Annotated in this window: 17 protein-coding genes and 1 pseudogene; 9 read left to right on the forward strand and 9 right to left on the reverse strand. The window is 37.3% G+C overall.

What is annotated here, in order from left to right; translation table 11 throughout:
• Window positions 1-35: 35 nt before the first annotated feature.
• From BKK47_RS02410 to phoR, 8 genes are all read left to right on the forward strand, one after another.
• Window positions 36-707, forward strand: a complete 672-nt coding sequence (locus BKK47_RS02410) for a hypothetical protein (protein ID WP_077493333.1) — start codon at window positions 36-38, stop codon at window positions 705-707.
• Between the two features lie 399 nt (window positions 708-1,106).
• On the forward strand, window positions 1,107-1,808 hold the full coding sequence (gene phoU, locus BKK47_RS02415; RefSeq protein WP_077493334.1) for a phosphate signaling complex protein PhoU: 702 nt from the start codon (window positions 1,107-1,109) through the stop codon (window positions 1,806-1,808).
• 156 nt (window positions 1,809-1,964) lie between these two features.
• Entirely contained in the window at window positions 1,965-2,984 is a 1,020-nt protein-coding gene (gene pstS / locus BKK47_RS02420) for a phosphate ABC transporter substrate-binding protein PstS (RefSeq protein ID WP_077493335.1), read from the forward strand.
• A 44-nt stretch (window positions 2,985-3,028) separates the two neighbouring features.
• Window positions 3,029-3,976, forward strand: coding sequence for a phosphate ABC transporter permease subunit PstC (gene pstC / locus BKK47_RS02425; RefSeq protein WP_110890438.1), 948 nt, complete (start codon window positions 3,029-3,031; stop codon window positions 3,974-3,976).
• Window positions 3,977-4,828, forward strand: a complete 852-nt coding sequence (gene pstA / locus BKK47_RS02430) for a phosphate ABC transporter permease PstA (protein WP_077493336.1) — start codon at window positions 3,977-3,979, stop codon at window positions 4,826-4,828. It begins immediately after the preceding gene.
• 6 nt (window positions 4,829-4,834) lie between these two features.
• Complete coding sequence (gene pstB / locus BKK47_RS02435) at window positions 4,835-5,593, forward strand: phosphate ABC transporter ATP-binding protein PstB (RefSeq protein ID WP_059365990.1); 759 nt, start codon at window positions 4,835-4,837, stop codon at window positions 5,591-5,593.
• Window positions 5,594-5,643: 50 nt separating this feature from the next.
• Window positions 5,644-6,339 (forward strand): phosphate regulon transcriptional regulator PhoB, encoded by a 696-nt coding sequence (phoB, locus tag BKK47_RS02440; protein WP_077493337.1) that lies wholly within the window; start codon window positions 5,644-5,646, stop codon window positions 6,337-6,339.
• A complete protein-coding gene (gene phoR / locus BKK47_RS02445) occupies window positions 6,339-7,634 on the forward strand; it encodes a phosphate regulon sensor histidine kinase PhoR (RefSeq protein ID WP_077493338.1) in 1,296 nt (431 codons plus the stop codon). The genes phoB and phoR overlap by 1 nt, the downstream gene beginning before the upstream one ends.
• 33 nt (window positions 7,635-7,667) lie before the next feature.
• Here the strand turns inward: phoR and recX are convergent, their stop codons facing one another.
• The 4 genes from recX to BKK47_RS02465 form a co-directional block, all read right to left on the reverse strand.
• Window positions 7,668-8,126 carry a recombination regulator RecX gene (gene recX, locus BKK47_RS02450; RefSeq protein WP_077493339.1) on the reverse strand — a complete coding sequence of 153 codons (459 nt, stop codon included), beginning with the start codon at window positions 8,124-8,126 and terminating at the stop codon, window positions 7,668-7,670.
• A gap of 68 nt (window positions 8,127-8,194) precedes the next feature.
• Complete coding sequence (gene recA, locus BKK47_RS02455; RefSeq protein WP_077493340.1) at window positions 8,195-9,301, reverse strand: recombinase RecA; 1,107 nt, start codon at window positions 9,299-9,301, stop codon at window positions 8,195-8,197.
• 141 nt (window positions 9,302-9,442) lie between these two features.
• Window positions 9,443-9,994, reverse strand: coding sequence for a TIGR00645 family protein (locus BKK47_RS02460; protein ID WP_077493341.1), 552 nt, complete (start codon window positions 9,992-9,994; stop codon window positions 9,443-9,445).
• Between the two features lie 78 nt (window positions 9,995-10,072).
• Window positions 10,073-11,680, reverse strand: a complete 1,608-nt coding sequence (locus BKK47_RS02465; protein WP_077493342.1) for a DNA recombination protein RmuC — start codon at window positions 11,678-11,680, stop codon at window positions 10,073-10,075.
• Window positions 11,681-11,916: 236 nt separating this feature from the next.
• Here BKK47_RS02465 and BKK47_RS02470 point away from each other — a divergent pair.
• Window positions 11,917-12,420, forward strand: a pseudogene (locus tag BKK47_RS02470) (restriction endonuclease subunit S); the annotation flags it as partial.
• A 13-nt stretch (window positions 12,421-12,433) separates the two neighbouring features.
• On the opposite strand, the gene BKK47_RS02475 reads toward BKK47_RS02470, so the two are convergent.
• From BKK47_RS02475 to BKK47_RS02495, 5 genes are read right to left on the reverse strand one after another with little or no spacing between them, the layout of a single operon-like run.
• The gene (locus BKK47_RS02475; RefSeq protein WP_077493344.1) at window positions 12,434-13,360 is read right to left on the reverse strand and encodes a site-specific integrase; all 927 of its coding nucleotides are present in this window, start codon (window positions 13,358-13,360) and stop codon (window positions 12,434-12,436) included.
• 25 nt (window positions 13,361-13,385) lie between these two features.
• The gene (locus BKK47_RS02480) at window positions 13,386-13,955 is read right to left on the reverse strand and encodes a restriction endonuclease subunit S (RefSeq protein ID WP_208603959.1); all 570 of its coding nucleotides are present in this window, start codon (window positions 13,953-13,955) and stop codon (window positions 13,386-13,388) included.
• A 29-nt stretch (window positions 13,956-13,984) separates the two neighbouring features.
• Window positions 13,985-15,598 carry a type I restriction-modification system subunit M gene (locus tag BKK47_RS02485; RefSeq protein ID WP_077493345.1) on the reverse strand — a complete coding sequence of 538 codons (1,614 nt, stop codon included), beginning with the start codon at window positions 15,596-15,598 and terminating at the stop codon, window positions 13,985-13,987.
• Window positions 15,599-15,640: 42 nt separating this feature from the next.
• A complete protein-coding gene (gene fic, locus BKK47_RS02490; RefSeq protein ID WP_077493346.1) occupies window positions 15,641-16,201 on the reverse strand; it encodes a protein adenylyltransferase Fic in 561 nt (186 codons plus the stop codon).
• A 12-nt stretch (window positions 16,202-16,213) separates the two neighbouring features.
• Window positions 16,214-17,410, reverse strand: a complete 1,197-nt coding sequence (locus BKK47_RS02495) for a restriction endonuclease subunit S (protein WP_077493347.1) — start codon at window positions 17,408-17,410, stop codon at window positions 16,214-16,216.
• Window positions 17,411-17,564: the final 154 nt, after the last annotated feature.

Consider the following 17,564-nt stretch of genomic DNA (forward strand, 5'->3'; position numbering starts at 1 on the left):
AATTTTGACCGCACTTTTTGTTTAAGGAGACATTTATGAAAAAATTATTTCAGGTTTTATTTACTGTGTTTTTCTTTATGGGGAGCAATACTGTTGCCGCCTCACAAAATAAAAATGCAACAACGAAGCAAGCAGTTAAGCAAACTAAACAGACTCAAGCGAAAAAAACTATAGAGAAAAAAACAACCAAAAAGGTGGTAGAAAAGAAAAAAGCGGCACAGAAAAAATCGGTAACCAAAGTGAGTAAAACAACTGCCAAAAATCAGGCTTCAACCGGTAAAAAAGTAGTGAAATCACAGTTGGTTAAGAACCAGAAAAAAGAAAAGAAAAAAGCTGAAAAAATGAAAAAAACAGTACAAACAGTTTCAGCAAAGAAAATTGAAAAGGTGGAAAACCAAGCTCACACATCAAAAAATACACAGACTAAACAAACGCCAAAAGCCGTTATCGTGCCAAAATGCCAAGATAACCATGTCGCTAAAGTGCTTTCTGACGCATTTAAGCAACAGGGTCAGGTAACGGCAACGCAAATGACCGTGAAACAAATTAGACAAGTATATGAAACACAATATTATCCGCAGCAAAGTATTCGGAGCTGTCATGCGTTGGTGGAAACCCAAGGTAAACAGTATCAAACGGATTATAGTGTTATTTTGAATGGAAACGGTTTTTTTGTTCAGGTAGAAAATGCTCAAGCGATGCGTTAAATGGGGATAGAAATAAGGTGCACATCGTACCTTATTTTAGTTTTGTTATACGTAATATCTTCATTTCCTTTCTAATAATTCCTCTATTCAATCTTTCGCGCAATTGTAATGAATAATTCCACTTCATTTTTCAATGTTATGTTGCACTTGCGCAATACTGACATTCAATATGGGCGTAGGGGAAGATTGTGTATCCAATATCAATAAGTTATCGGGTAGGGCGTACTTGGTATGTTTCTACATTTTGTCTAAATTTTTCATTTTTGAGTTTGCTACGCCGGCATTGTTGTAAAGTGTGGGGAGGGCGGTTGCTTTTAGCATAATCTTACAAGTTGTCATATTCCTGAAATATTTCTCTTCTATACTTCGAACGCATTTAATTTATTTTTAAGGATCAAAATGAAAAATCAGCATATTTCTTCACATTTTAATCAAGAATTGGAAGGCGTTCGCACAGAAGTTATGCAAATGGGCGGGATAGTCGAGCAGCAAATTCAAATTATTCTGCAAAGCCTGAGCCAAGCTAATCCGCAAGGGTTACAGGAAGTTATTGAGAGTGAAAAGAAAATTAATGAAATGGAAGAGTTAATTGATGATCACTGCCAAACAATTATTGCTCGACGCCAACCTGCAGCCGGTGATTTACGTTTTGTTTTAACGACTTCCAGAATTATTGTTGATCTGGAACGTATTGGCGACGAGCTAAAAAAAATTGCTTTCTATACAAATAATTTATTAATTAATAACAAAATTTCTGCTTCCGGTTTATACGATACCCACCGTATTTTAGAAATGTCATCTGTAATGATTCGTCGTGCTTTGGACGCTTTCGCCCGACTTGATGAAAATGCGGCGGTCGAATTACGTTTATCCGATGAAAAATTAGATATGGATTATCGTAATCAATTACGCTTACTCACCACCAATATTTTTGAACAGCCTCAAAATATCAGCACTTGGATTGATGTCATGATGATGAATAAAGCTGTAGAGCGGATTGGCGATCATGCTAAAAATATCGCGGAACATGTTGTGTATTTAGTTCGTGGTATTGATATTCGCCATAAAGAGTTGGCGGAAATTGAGTCTAATTTAAAATAAGTGTGAAAAGTGCGGTTGATTTTTTCCTTGTTTTAAAATGCGGACAAAGCGAATTCCACTTGATGGAAATAAATGTTTGTTTGTCATACTTATGAAATATTTCTTTACTATATTAACGGCGTGACTACTTAATCATCCAAACTTAAGGAGAATACAATGAAAATACGTACTGTCACTCTTGCTTTATTGTCTATTTTTGCTTTCAGCCAAGCGGCAAAAGCAACAACGGTAACCGGAGCAGGGGCTTCTTTTCCTCAACCGGTTTATGTGCAATGGGCAATGAATTATAAGGCTGAAACCGGTAATCAAATAAATTATCAGTCTATCGGCTCTTCCGGTGGTGTAAAACAAATTATCTCCGGTACTGTTGATTTTGGTGCATCAGACTCACCAATGAAAGAAGATGATCTTGAAAAAAATAATCTTGTCCAATTCCCAACCGTTATTGGCGGTGTTGTACCGGTAATCAATGTAGAGGGAATAAAACCCGGAGAATTAAAATTAACCGGTGAATTGTTAGCCGATATTTATTTAGGAAAAATTACTCATTGGAATGATGAAAAAATTAAGCAATTAAATCCTTCGTTAAATTTACCGGATAAAGCGATCACAACTGTGTTTCGTGCAGATGGATCCGGTACGAGTTTTATCTTTACCCACTATTTAAGCCAAGTTTCATCAGATTGGAAAGATAAAGTCGGTGCGGCGAATACGGTGAAATGGCCAACTTCTGCAAGTGGTGCGGCAGGAAAAGGTAATGAGGGCGTATCAATCTATGTAGGACGTGTTAAGAATTCCATCGGCTATGTTGAGTATGCTTATGCGAAACAAAATAAAATGACTCACGTTCAGTTAAAGAATGCTGCGGGTAACTTTGTTTTGCCTTCCCAAGAAAGTTTTGCTGCGGCCGCAAACGTTGATTGGAATAAAGCAAAAGGATTCAGTTTAGTATTGACTAACCAGCCTTCTGAGAAAGCGTGGCCACTCGCTGCCGCAACCTTTATCTTAGTACCGAAAAACGTAGCGGATAAGCAAAGAGCGGAAACAGTCTTGGATTTCTTTGACTGGGCATACAAAAAAGGCAATGAGCAAGCACAAAAACTGGATTATGTACCTTTACCGGATAATGTAAAACAGCTTGTGCGTGATGAATGGAAAAAAGTTAATTTGAAATAAAAAATGTATTCCCTCCCTTTAACGGGAGGGAATAAGGAAAAATGATGACACTTTCCCAAAAACTAAAACAACAAGCACTTATTGATGCTTTATTTGTTAATACTACCCGTTTTTTTGCTTTGTTTGTGCTAGCGATACTCAGTGGCATTTTACTCTCATTGATTATTGGCGCTTATCCCGCAATGCAACAATTTGGTTTTGAATTTTTTAGTTCAAACGAATGGGATACCGTACAAGGCAAATATGGTGCACTAGCGCCTATATACGGTACATTAGTGACTTCTATTATTGCGCTGATTATTGCTGTGCCGGTGAGCTTCGGGATTGCGGTTTTTCTTACCGAACTTTGTCCTGTGGTACTACGTCGTCCATTAAGTATCGCAATAGAATTATTAGCCGGTATTCCTTCAATCATTTACGGGATGTGGGGGTTGTTTGTGTTTGCCCCTATATTTTCCGAAACGGTTCAACCGTTTATGATTGAACATTTTAGCGATATTCCGTTAATCGGCGTGTTATTTGATGGTATTCCAATGGGAATAGGATTATTTGCGGCAGGTTTAATCCTTGCGATTATGATAATTCCTTATATCGCCTCGGTGATGCGCGATGTATTTGAAGTAACGCCGACAATGTTAAAAGAGTCTGCCTATGGTTTAGGTTGTACCCGCTGGGAAGTTATTCGTCGCATTGTACTACCTTATACTAAGGTGGGGGTAATAGGCGGCGTGATTCTCGGCTTAGGTCGTGCTTTAGGTGAAACAATGGCGGTTACCTTTGTTATTGGTAATACCTTTAATATCAGTGCGAGTTTAAATAACTCCGGTGTATCGATCACGTCTGCACTTGCAAATGAATTTGCGGAAGCCGTTGATCCAATGCATTTGTCCTCCTTACTTTATCTCGGATTAATTCTTTTTGTTATAACATTTACCGTACTGTGCTTGTCAAAATTACTATTATTAAAAGCGGTAAAATCAGAGGGACGCTAGATGAAAAACACAATAAATCATTCGTTATATGTACGCCGCCAGTGGCTTAACCGTTTCTATTTAATGCTAGCTTGGGTAATGATGGGATTCGGTTTATTTTGGCTTGGCTGGATTTTCTATACACTTTTGGCAAATGGTATAAACGGATTAGGGCTTCATCTTTTTCGGGTTGATACCTTGCCTCCTGATGCAGGTGGTGGCTTACGCAATGCTATTTGGGGGAGTTTGCTCATCACCTTATTCGGGCTTTTTATCGGTACGCCAATTGGCATTTTAACTGGTGTTTATTTAGCGGAATTTGGCAGACATAGCAAAATAGCCGGTATGACTCGATTTATGAACGATATCTTATTATCAGCACCTTCCATTGTTATCGGTTTATTTATCTATGGCATTATTATTGTAAAGCAAGGGCATTTTTCCGGTTGGGCGGGTTCTCTTGCATTGTCCTTACTAGTCATTCCTGTTGTCGTACGCACTACTGAGAATATGTTGAAATTAGTACCAAACGGTTTGCGGGAAGCAGCCTATGCTTTAGGAACACCAAAATGGAAAATGGTTTCAATGGTAACACTGAAAGCCGCGAAAACAGGTGTTTTAACAGGTGTTCTACTTGCATTCGCGCGAATTTCTGGTGAAACCGCACCTTTGTTATTTACCGCATTAAACAATCAATTTTTCAGTTCGGATATGAATCAACCTATTGCTAATTTGCCAAATGTTATCTATCAGTTTGCGATGAGCCCTTACAAAGATTGGCAATCACTTGCTTGGGCGGGGGCACTACTTATCGCATTTACAGTATTAATTACTAATGTAATGGCGAGAATTTTAGGTCGTAAGAAACACTAAGGAATAATGATGAAAACAAAACTCTCAACCCAAAATTTAAATTTTTACTATGGTCATTTCCACGCACTAAAAAATATTAATGTTGATATTTTAGAAAAAAAAGTTACTGCCTTTATCGGTCCTTCCGGTTGTGGTAAATCCACTTTGTTGCGCATATTTAATCGGATGTATGATCTTTATCCTAATATGCGAGCGGAAGGTCAATTATTATTGGATAACAAAAATATTCTTGATGCAGATGTTGATGTTAACTTATTACGAGCTAAAGTCGGGATGGTTTTCCAAAAACCAACCCCCTTCCCAATGTCCATTTATGACAATGTGACTTTTGGTGTAAAACTATACGAGAAACTCAGCAAAAGTGATTTGGATGATCGTGTGGAATGGGCATTAAAAAAATCTGCATTGTGGGCAGAGGTGAAAGATAAATTGAAACAATCCGGTAATTCTCTTTCCGGTGGACAACAACAACGTTTATGTATTGCTCGAGCCATAGCTTGTCAGCCCGAAGTGTTATTACTTGATGAACCGACATCCGCTCTTGATCCTATATCAACGGCTTATATTGAAGAGTTGATTACAGAACTTAAGAATGACTATACTATTGCAATTGTAACCCACAATATGCAGCAAGCAGCACGGGTCTCCGATATGACGGCTTATATGTATCTTGGCGAGCTTATCGAGATCGGTGATACCAAACAGATCTTTACGAAACCGAAACGTAAAGAAACCGAGGATTATATTACAGGTAAATTCGGTTAAAACGGCTCTAAATTTAACCGCACTTTTCAGAAAAATCCAGGGAGTAGACTATGCCAAAAGCAAATATTTTAGTGGTTGAAGACGAAGAGTCTATTATGACATTAATTAAATTTATCTTAGAACAAGCCGGTTTTGAGGTACGTACAGCGGAAAATGTACCACAAGCAAGGCAACACATTAATGATCAGCTCCCTCATCTTATTTTATTGGACTGGATGCTGCCTGGTGTTTCTGGTGTTGAATTTACCAAAGAATTGCGTTCAATGAAGCGCACGGAAAGTTTACCTATTATTTTATTAACCGCGCGTAGTGATGAATTAGATAAGGAGAAAGGTTTAAATATCGGTGCTGATGATTATGTTACCAAGCCTTTTTCTCCAAGAGAATTGGTGGCGCGGGTCAATGCATTTTTACGTCGTCACCATCCTCATAAAACGGAGCAACCGATCAATATTAAAGGATTAAGTTTAGATCCGGTTAATAAAATTGTGATTGGTAATAATATTAGGTTAAACTTAGGGGCAACCGAATTTAAATTACTTCACTTCTTTATGACTCACCCAAATCGTCTATACAGCCGTACACAGCTCCTTGATTTTGTTTGGGGGGATCACGTTTTTATGGAAGAGAGAACTATTGATGTGCATATCCGTCGTTTACGCCAAGCCCTTGAACCAAGTCGATTAGATTGTTTATTACAAACCGTACGGGGTTCCGGTTATCGTTTCAATGCGGAAGAAGAATAATGAAATTATTTTTTCCGACCTTATTCAGATTAATCCTCACTCTATTTTGTTCTGCCGGAGTGGGCTATTTAATTGCCGGTACGGAAATGATGTGGATTTCGCTGAATATCGTATTGCTAGGGTGGATAAGTATTCAGCTATTTTATTTAGTTCGCTTAATTCGTTGGTTAAACGATCAGGAAAATCCGATACAGGGTTTTGGACTTTGGGGACATATTTTTGAGAAAATTTTATCTTTACGGAAAGCCAGTATAAAACGTAAAAAGGAACTTTCCGCTTCTCTGGATCGTTTTAATCAAGTGATAGAAGCTATTCCCAGTGGAATTGTTATTTTAACCGAAGGTCGTATTGAATGGTTTAACCCTCTTGCTTGCAAACATCTTAATCTGAACTATGAAAATGATCTTAAAGGTATCCTGCAAAATCTCATCCGTTTACCTGAGTTCCAACAATTTCTACAAAAGAAACTGGAAAATGAGCCTCTTACATTAAAAGTTAGTTTACCTAACGGAAATTATTTCAAGCGAATTTTACGAATCAGCCGCCAACCTTTCTATCAAAATAGCGAATTATTAATCACACAAGATATTACTCAAGAAGAACAATTAGATGATGCTCAAATTGCCTTTGTTGCCAATGTTTCGCACGAGTTACGAACACCACTTACGGTGATTAACGGTTTTATAGAAACATTATCGGATATGCCCGATTTAGCGATTGAACAACGCCAACAATTCTTAGGTTTAATGCAAAAAGAAGGGCAGCGAATGTTAAACCTTTTATCGGATTTACTGACGCTGTCTCGTTTAGAACGCGGGCAGTCCACTGCCGGAGAATTTCAACATTTTGATTTATCCAAAATGGTTCATCAGGTTGTTGAGGCTACACAAAATTTTTCACGAGAAAAGCATAAGTTTATTGTGAAAATTGAACCGAATATTCATTTTTATGGATTGGAACCTGAGTTATACAGCGCATTAAGTAATATGACTTTCAATGCGGTTCGATATACGCCGGAAAAAGGCATGATTACAATTCAGCTTACTAAACTGGCAGATAAAGCATTTTTTTCTGTAACTGATACCGGTGTTGGTATTGCGGCGGAACATATCCCTCGATTAACAGAACGTTTTTATCGTGTTGATAATGCCCGCTCACGTCAAACCGGTGGAACGGGGCTTGGTCTCTCTATTACCAAATTTGCGTTGGCAAAATACAATGCGGAATTGGAAATAAAAAGTGAGTTAGGGAAGGGGAGTTGCTTTAAAGTCGCACTCCCTATAAGCAAATTATAGAAATGGCTAATTCAGATCAAGATGAACATACACTTATTCAAAAAATACTGATTCATTCCCAATAAAGTGTGAAAATTGTTCAGAAGAAAAACCGTGGGAAAGCATATAGTTCCAAATTTTCTGTTTTATTTTTGGAGCGTGTTTTTCTGTGTAATTAGGAAATTTTTTACGTAAAACTATAAAAGCAAGCTCGGACCAATTTATATCACATTCCGCGAATACTTCAGTAATAATAGCTGACGGCACTCCTTTTAAATGTTTTAGTTCTTGTCTGATTCTATTCTCGCCATAGCCTCGTTGGCTACGATAATACAAATAGTTTTCTGCAAAGCGTTTATCATTCTGCCAATTTTTTTGTTGGCAATGTATAATCACTTCATCAATTTCTAGTTCGGAAAAGGCTTTTTCTTGCATTTTATTGCGGAGTTCAAACTCACTGTATTCACGGCGGGCAAGTAAATTAATAACATAACTCAGTGCAATAGAAGACATCATCACTCCTTAGAGAAAAAGTGCGGGCAAAATTGACCGCACTTTAAAGGGCTAAAATAACGGGTAAATTAAAATTCATCCTCTGAATTTAATTTGTCATCGGCTTGTTCAATATCTTCAGTGAATCCTTGATCAGGATTTGCGATTAACTCGGCTCGTAATTTGTTTTCTAATATCAGGGCTTTTTCAGGGTTGTCTAGTAACCACTTCATTGCATTTGCTTTACCTTGACCTATTTTTTCGTCCTCATAAGAATACCAAGCTCCGGATTTATTCACCAATTTGTGCTGAACGCCCAGTTCAATCAATTCGCCTGTTTTAGAAATACCTTCACCATAAAGAATTTGGAACTCTACCTGACGGAATGGCGGCGCCAATTTATTTTTAACTACTTTTACTTTGGTTTCATTACCAATAATATTTTCACCATCTTTGACCGATCCGGTACGGCGAATATCCAAGCGAACCGAAGCATAAAACTTTAGTGCATTCCCACCGGTTGTGGTTTCAGGGTTGCCATAAGAACCGATTTTCATTCGAATTTGGTTAATAAATATAACCAAACAGTTCGCATTTTTAATTTGACCGGTTAATTTGCGTAATGCTTGAGACATTAAACGAGCCTGTAATCCCACATGAGAATCCCCCATATCCCCTTCAATTTCGGCTTTGGGGGTCAGTGCGGCAACGGAATCAACGATAATAAGCTCAACCGCACCTGAACGGACTAAGGCATCACAAATCTCAAGAGCCTGTTCTCCATTATCGGGCTGAGAGACCAATAGATCTTTAACATTAACTCCTAATTTAGCGGCATAAATCGGATCTAAAGCATGCTCCGCATCAATAAACGCACAGGTTTTACCTGCTTTTTGAGCCTGAGCGATGACTGAAAGTGTTAATGTTGTTTTACCGGAAGACTCAGGACCAAAGATCTCAACGATACGCCCCATAGGTAAACCACCGATACCTAAAGCAACATCGAGCCCGGTAGAACCGGTAGAAATAGATTCCACATCAAGTTTTTGATTATCCCCTAACTTCATAATGGAGCCTTTACCGAATTGTTTTTCAATTTGCCCCAATGCTGCGGCAAGGGCTTTTTGTTTTTCTTCCGGTGTTGCAGGTGTTGTTGCCGTTGTTTTTCCTTTCTTTTTTTCGTCTTGTGATGCCATTTATTTTTCCTCGTTAAACAAAATTTAGTGCATTATAGCTGTATTAATATACAGTATCAAGATTATTTTGGATAATTTTATATAAACTAAAAAAACGCCAATTTTTGGTTGGCGTTTCTGCAGGAGAAATACGGTTTATTGCTAGTGGTTTTTGTGACTGGTGCTGTATAAAATTTTATCGGTGTAAGCTAAGGCAATGGCTGAAACTAAGAAGCCGAGATGTAAGAAAAGTTGCCACATCATGGTTTTTTCCGGCAAATTGCTGACATTAACGAAAGTTTGCAGCATATGAATGGAAGAAATCGTGATGATGGACATCGAAAGTTTGACTTTCAATACCGTCGCATTCACATGACTCATCCATTCCGGTTGATCAGGGTGATTACGTGTTCTTAATTTTGAGACAAAAATTTCATAACCCCCGATGGTAACCATAACCAATAAGTTGGCGATCATCACTACATCAATTAAATTCAACACGGCAAGCATAATAGTGTTGGAATCCATTTCATTGATGTGAGTGAGTAAATGCCAAAGTGATTTCATAAATTTGTAGGCATAAATCCCTTGTACGGCGACCAAACCAAGATAAATCGGTAGTTGCAACCAACGGCTGGCAAAAATAATTTTGCTGATAGTACTGGATTGGGCATTGTATTTGGCGTAAGGATCTTGAGGTTTTTGCTGTTCCATTTAACTTTCCTAAAATATCAGAATAAAAAACCGCAGAAAATAGCAGTTTTTTAGAAAATATCAATAACAAATAGACGTTTATTCTTTGTTTTCTTGCGGTATTAACGCCAAGCGCGACAAATCCACGCCATTATTTAATAATTCTACGTTTGGCATAGTTTTGTTAGCTTTAGCGGAAAGATCTTTAAAGCGTTCTACTTTGCCAACCAAGCCTTGCTGTCCTACCAACGCCGTTACCGTGCTGTTATATTGATTACTCACGGTAGAAAGCGTATTCCCTAGTTTATTGAGGCGCTCAGCCACCAAACAAATTTGGTTATAAATCTCACCGGCTTTTTCGGCGATTTCTTTCGCTTCGGCATTACCACGTTCAATTCGCCACAGGTTTGCCACGGTACGCAAAATAGGCATAAGGGTTGTGTGCGATACCATAATGACATTTTTCTCATAACCGTAATTGAACAAGTTCGGATCTAATTTTAACGCTTCAATATAAGCCGGCTCTACCGCAATAAACATCAACACAAAATTCGGGCTACGCATACCAATTAAGTTGCTGTAATCTTTTTTGTGCAAATCATCAATATGATTTTTCAATGCCTTAATATGCTCACGAAGCAGGCGTTCACGCTCAAAATCATCCTCAGAATTGACCGCACTTTCATAGGCGATGAGGGACATTTTGCTGTCGATAATAATGTTTTTGTCATCAGGGAGGTTTAGGACAAAATCCGGATAATTACGCCCGCCTTGTTCATCTTTAAAATGGGCTTGCGCATGATAATGGACGTTTTCAACTAAGCCGGCTAGCTGTAAAGCCCGTTCCAACTGCACTTCGCCCCAATTACCAAGGGTTTTCTTTTCACCTTTCAGGGCAGAAGTCAGATTGTTCGCCTCTTGCGACATACTTAGCCCGATTTCCAACACTTTCTTGATTTCCGCCTCTAAACCGGCATTGCCTTTTAGTGATTCCGAGTGAATTTCATTGACACGTTTTTGAAAACCTTCAATTTGTTCACGAAAAGGTTTAAGCAGCGTTTCCAATGCGGTTTGGTTGGTTTGATTAAAAGATCTGCTTTTTTCATCTAAAATACGGTTGGCGAGATTTTGAAATTCAATCCCAAGTTGTTGTTTAGATTGTTCAATATTTTGTTGTTGCTCGGCAAAATGCTTTTCTTTTTCCGCCAAGGTGGTTTTCAAACCGGTCAGTTCTTGTGAAAGTGCGGTCAATTTTTCCGTTAAATTTTGTTGCTCTTGTTCTTTACGCAAGAGATGGCTCTGGCTTTGCTGTAGTTGGTTTTGTAAGCTCTCAGCCTGTGCGGAGGCTATGCCAAAACGTTCTTTTAATGCCGTGATTTGTGTGGCGATTTGCTCATAACGAAGTTGTGACTCATCCAATTCTTTAGAAAGATAGGCGATTTTTTCATCACGTTCGGTCAAGCGAATTTGTAGCCCCTCACTTTCTGTTTGGGCTTTAACGGTTTGCTGTTGCAAAAGATTTTTTTGTTGATTGAGCAAATCAAAGCGTTCGGCAAGTTGATTAAAATCAAGGTTGGTTTTATTTAAATCTTGTTGTAATTCTTGGGCATCACGCGTACGGCGAGCCAGTAGAAAACCGAGAACAATTAAAAGAAAAAGCGATATGCCAAGGAGTGTAAGAAAAGAGGGAGTAATCCAAGTTATCATAATGAGCCTCAAAATTTTTGCCAATTTTACCACATTGGATGAGGTCTCTCGAATGGAAAACGATTTAAGTATTGACCTAGCCTTTATTTTGGTAAGTTATGTCTCATATATCCAGTTTGCTTGTCTATGGTGTAATAAAATTTCATTATTTTTATTTACAATAGCTCCATAATTTAGGGGAAATGCGAATGAATGTTCACGATTGTTTGTAAAAAACTAACGCTTGGGAACAGAGGAAGTTGGGGGATTTGGCAAATTTTTCTAAAGGTAGTGGTTATTCAAAATCTGATTTAACTGATTCAGGACACCCAATCATTTTATATGGTCAGCTATACACAAATTATCAAACCGAAATTAGTCAGGTTAATACTTTTGTATCAAATGATAATAAAGCGGTAAAAAGCCAAGGTAATGAAGTAATTGTTCCTGCCTCAGGTGAGGCGGCTGAAGATATCGCTAGAGCGTCAGCTGTTACAATACAAGGAATTATTATTGGTGGTGATCTAAATATCATTAAAACGAATCCAAATATTAATTCCGTATTTTTAGCATTAAGTATTTCAAATGGAAGTCAACAGAAATTATTAGCGTCTAAGGCTCAAGGTAAATCTGTGGTTCATCTTCGTAATAATGACTTGAAAGAAGTTCTTCTAACTTATCCCAAAATCCAAGAACAACAAAAAATCGGCACATTTTTCACCGCACTTGATCGCTACATCACCATTCATCAGCATAAGTGATATTAGCGTAAAGTTAGCTTAAGTTTGACAATGAACGCATCACAAGATCAATGTCTCTATTTTCCAATTCTTGAATAATATGCAAATAGGTTTTTTGTGTTGTTGTCATATTTGAATGCCCTAATCGTCTGGCAACACTTGCGATAGAAACGCCTGCAAATAATAGCAGTGAGGCATGGGTATGACGCAAACCATGTAATGAAATAATCGGAACGTTCGCTTTTTTACATCGGCGAGTCAGAATGTCATTCACGGTAGAGTTGAAAATCTTTTGTTTAACAAAAATTGGCTGATCTTCAGGTTTACCTTTAATTAAATCAGAAAATTGAATAATAGTTTTCCAGTCAAGCGGAATTTTACGCACAGAGGAACGGTTCTTTGTGGGTAAAAAGCCGCCTCCCTCTTTATAATTCCAAGTTTTATTAATTGACAATGTTTGATGTGAAAAATCAAAATCTTTCGGAGTAATCGCTAATGCTTCGGAAAAGCGCATTCCCGTTTTAGCAATCAATAAAATAAACCAATCCCAATTAAGTTCTTTTGTTAAATTTAACTTTGTAATCAGGGTATGTAATTCAAATTGGTTTAAATATTTGGGCTTTTTTACCCGTGGTGGGCGACCTTTAATAATAGCCTTTCGAGTGGGATCTCTGCTTAATAACCCCTCATCAACAGCATCTAAAATTGCTCCTTTTAATTGATGATGAAAATCCATCGTTGTTTGTCGTTCGTGGTAACGGGCATAATCATTGAGTAACTTTTGATAAGTAATGCGATTAAGATCGCATAATGATAATTTAGGAATCAATCGTTTAAGCCATTCCAGTGTAAGTAAATACTTCGACATCGTCACTTTTCTAATTGCACCCTCTTTATAAATATGAATCCAATGCGAATAGTATTGATGAAATAGCGCTTGCTTTGAAGTTACCTCATTCATAATGAATCTCCTATAAGAATATATTTCACTTATGCTGATGAATGGTGATGTAGCGATCAAGTGCGGTGAAAAATGTGCCGATTTTTTGTTGTTCTTCATCTAATTTAGGGATAGTCAATTTTGTTTTAAAAAAATCTTCTGTAGCAATATTTAACAATCCGTGGTTTCTTGCTCCTTCAGCAGCGTGCTTAGAAATTTCTCTGTACCAGTGTGTTGTTTCATAATATTTAGTTAAAAAGTCACTATTCACATTTATCGGTTTAAATAGAATATAAAGTGTTGATAATACTCCCTTTGGATACGAATCTAATCGCTTAATTGCACCCCATGGAAATCCATTAGAATAGGATTTGTTATATGCAAATTCACCTTTCTCTATTAAGTAATAGCCTGACACATCCTTACTAGCAACAACCTTATTAAAAAATTCGTTTTGATCCACTAAACCATATTGAGCTGAAATAGTTAATGGTAATGTTGATTCTAGGTTTTTATTTTTTCTTGTAATTCGTTGTACCAAATTCCCCAACTTCCTCTGTTCCCAAGCGTAAGTTCTTTTATCAAAGTGCGGTGAAAATTTACCGATTTTTTCCACAAAAAAAGAGGCTTTTGGCCTCTTTTTTGTTATGGAAGTTCAATTCCTAGCAATTTTAGCTGTTCATTGATTTCTTTTTCCAATTGTTTTATTTCTTGCTCATCTTGATTGAGTTGTTTTAGCACCTCGTTAATATCTATTTCTTCCTCCTCCTCGAACGTATCGACATAACGAGGGATATTGAGGTTGTAGTCATTTTCAATAATCTCTTCAATGGAGGCAACATAGGCATATTTTTCAACGTTTTGACGTGATTGGTAGGTATCAATAATTTTCTGAACTTGTTCATCGGTCAAACGGTTTTGATTTTTGCCTTTTTCAAAATCTTGGCTTGCGTCAATAAACAAAATATCCTTATTTTTACGGTTCTTTTTAAACACCAAAATCGTAGTGGGAATACTTGTTCCATAGAATAAATTCGCCGGTAGACCAATCACTGCATCTAAATAGTTTCCTTGTGCATTGGTGGTGTTATCGCCAATCAATGCCTTACGGATTTTCCCCTCAGCGGCTCCTCGGAAAAGCACGCCGTGCGGTAGGACAATTGCCATGGTGCCTTGCTCGCCTAAGTGGTATAAGCTATGCAAAATAAAGGCAAAGTCTGCTTTTGAGGCTGGTGCTAATACGCCAAAAGGTTGGAAACGGGCATCTTTTAATTTGCGTTCGTGATTATCCCAGTTGGCAGAATAAGGCGGATTTGCCACCACTGCATCAAAACGGCATAACGGCTGATCAATCCCTTGAGCATCAATTCCATCCGGCCAATCGCTTTCCAAGGTGTCGGCATTGGAGAGCGTCATATTTTTATAAGAGACACCGTGCATCATCAAATTCATACGCGCAAGGTTATAAGTGGTAGTGTTCAATTCTTGCCCGTAATATTTAATTGGTTTTGATTTTGGCAATTCGTTCCCTACGGTCAATAGTAACGAACCTGAACCCATTGTTGGGTCGTAAACCAAGAAATTATCTTGGTTATCTGCCACATCAAGGGTGACTAATTTAGCCAAAATTTTTGAAACTTGGTGAGGCGTATAAAATTCACCGCCTTTTTTACCGGCATTGGCGGCAAATTGTCCGATCAAATATTCATAAATTTCACCGAGAATATCACGACCATTGTCGTCTTTATATTCAATCTCATCCACTAATTTCACAATATTGCCTAAAGATTTTGCGCGTTCATTAGTAGAATTTCCTAAGCGGGAATCTCCTAAATTCAGATCATTAAAGACACCACGAAAATCAAGCACCGCCTCTTCATTTAAATTAGCGTTTTGGTTGAAGTTATCGAATAAGGTTTGGTAATCACTTGGCATCACCTCGGCATTATGGATTTTCTGCATTAATGAATCCCAAGTATCTTCAGGATTTATGGCATAGCCGAGGCTGGCTGAAATATCTTCTAGATAATCTTGTAATTCTTCACCCGTGGCTTGAGTTACATAAGCCTCATTGACACTTTGCCCCGGTGAAATCTCTAAAATATGATTATCGACCAAATATTGTTCTTGATGTTTTGATAAATAACGATAAAACATAAAGGCAAGAATATAATTTTTATATTCTGAAGCATCCATTGTGCCACGTAGCTCATTTGCCATTGCCCAAAGTTTACTGGTGATAGTTTGTACATTGCTCATTTTTGATTCCTCTATTAAAAATTCTGTTTATTTTAACCGCACTTATTCGGCTTGTTCGTAATAATAAGATTGTTCAATCCCTTTCAAGAAAATTTCACGATCATCAATGCGATCCGTTAAAGCGTTTTGTAATAAAAAACGGATTTCCAAATCATTAATTGGACTTCGTTCCATGGCTTGTAAATACAATTTTTTATCCACTTTCTGCCAATCTACGACTTTTTTTAAATTTTTCTTAAAAATTAAATCCAACCAAATACGGGTAGAACGCCCGTTCCCTTCTAAAAACGGATGGATAATATTCATTTCAATATATTTTTCAATAATTTGCTCGAAGGTTGATTCAGGCATTTTTTCTACCGCACTTAATGCCGGTTTTAAATAGAGTGCATTGGCAAAGCGAAAATGCCCTTTGGAAATATTTAATTCACGAATTTCGCCGGCAAAATCATAAAGCCCTTGAAATAAATAGCGGTGAATGTCTTGCAAGCCTTTCGTTGTCCCAACTTCGACGTGATGAATATCGCCGGAATCATAAAGTCGATAGGCATTTTCTTTGCTTAAACGGTCAATTTCTTTGGTATATTCAATGGAATAGGTCATCATTTTCCCTTATTAAACAAACATTTGTTGTAACAGTGATTTTTTCAATTTTTTCACATTTTCTAGCTTACGCTGATGAATGGTGATGTAGCGATCAAGTTCGGTGAAAAATGTGCCGATTTTTTGTTGTTCTTTGGGATTATCTGACACTCTAATAGATATTTCTGATAAATCGTTTCCATTTATTGCGGGATAACTTGTTCCTGTACACTTATCTAAAACTCGGCGAACAAAATTATCTTCTTGTAATCGGCTAAATAAAAAATAACCATTTATTTGGGGTCTTAACTGAGCATAGCCAGTGGAAAATACAAAATCTTTATCTTCAAAATCAAATAGATAATTATTTTTTTGATATGGTCTAACTGTTTGATAAAAAATATCTCCTTTTTGTGCTAGCCGTTGTGCTCTTGAGGGGGCAGAATATTTATTTTCAGTTTTATAGCCAAGCAATTCCGTTCCACTAACAGATTCTAGATCAACATATTTAAATGTATCTGGCAAAATTGATTTAGGATTGAATTTAGCTAACTCCCCCAACTTCCTCTGTTCCCAAGCGTCAGTAAATTCGGGAAAACGAATTTCCGGAAATTTTTGATCATTTTTCGGAAACATTTTTTGTAGGAGCGATTTTTTCAATTTTTTCACGTTTTCTAACTTACGCTGATGAATGGTGATGTAGCAGTCAAGTGCGGTGAAAAATGTGCCGATTTTTTGTTGTTCTTTATTTTGAGGAATGAAAATAACTAAATTTTTAACAATTTCTGCTGATAAATTTCCCTGTCCACCCTGTAAATAACTTGAAACGATATGTGATTTTTTACCTTTTAGCCATTGAGTAATAAATTCTGAAGAAAAATTCTCATGTGGTTTAATGGCAAGAATTGCTTGATTAATTGCTCCATTTATCAATGACCTAGATACTTCTCCACTTGTCGCTCCATAAAGAGCATAGAGAATATCGCCCTTTGAAACTAACTTGGCTGATGAATTATTTAATCCATCTTCTGTAATAAATAGTTCCGTGTTTTCTGAACCAATTTCACCTGAACGGATGAATGGAATATTGCCACCATAATAATTTGGGATGGATACACTTGGCGTACCACCAGAATAAGAATTTGTTATCTTCCCCAGTTTCCTCTGTTCCCAAGCGTCAGTAAATTCGGGAAAACGTAATTTTGGTACAAGTCTTTTTTCGTTATTCATTTTGTTTTTCCTTAAATCAGGTTAAAAGTGCGGTTGGTTTTTAGAGAATTCTCTTTTCCGGTTTTAACAATTAAAAATTCATGTTACATCTTATCGCCTAAATGGATTGGGGGAATGGTTGGTCTTACATCCCTAGTGAGTTTCATCAGGCTTT

It is taken from the genome of Rodentibacter mrazii (assembly GCF_001998825.1).
Classification (GTDB): domain Bacteria; phylum Pseudomonadota; class Gammaproteobacteria; order Enterobacterales; family Pasteurellaceae; genus Rodentibacter; species Rodentibacter mrazii.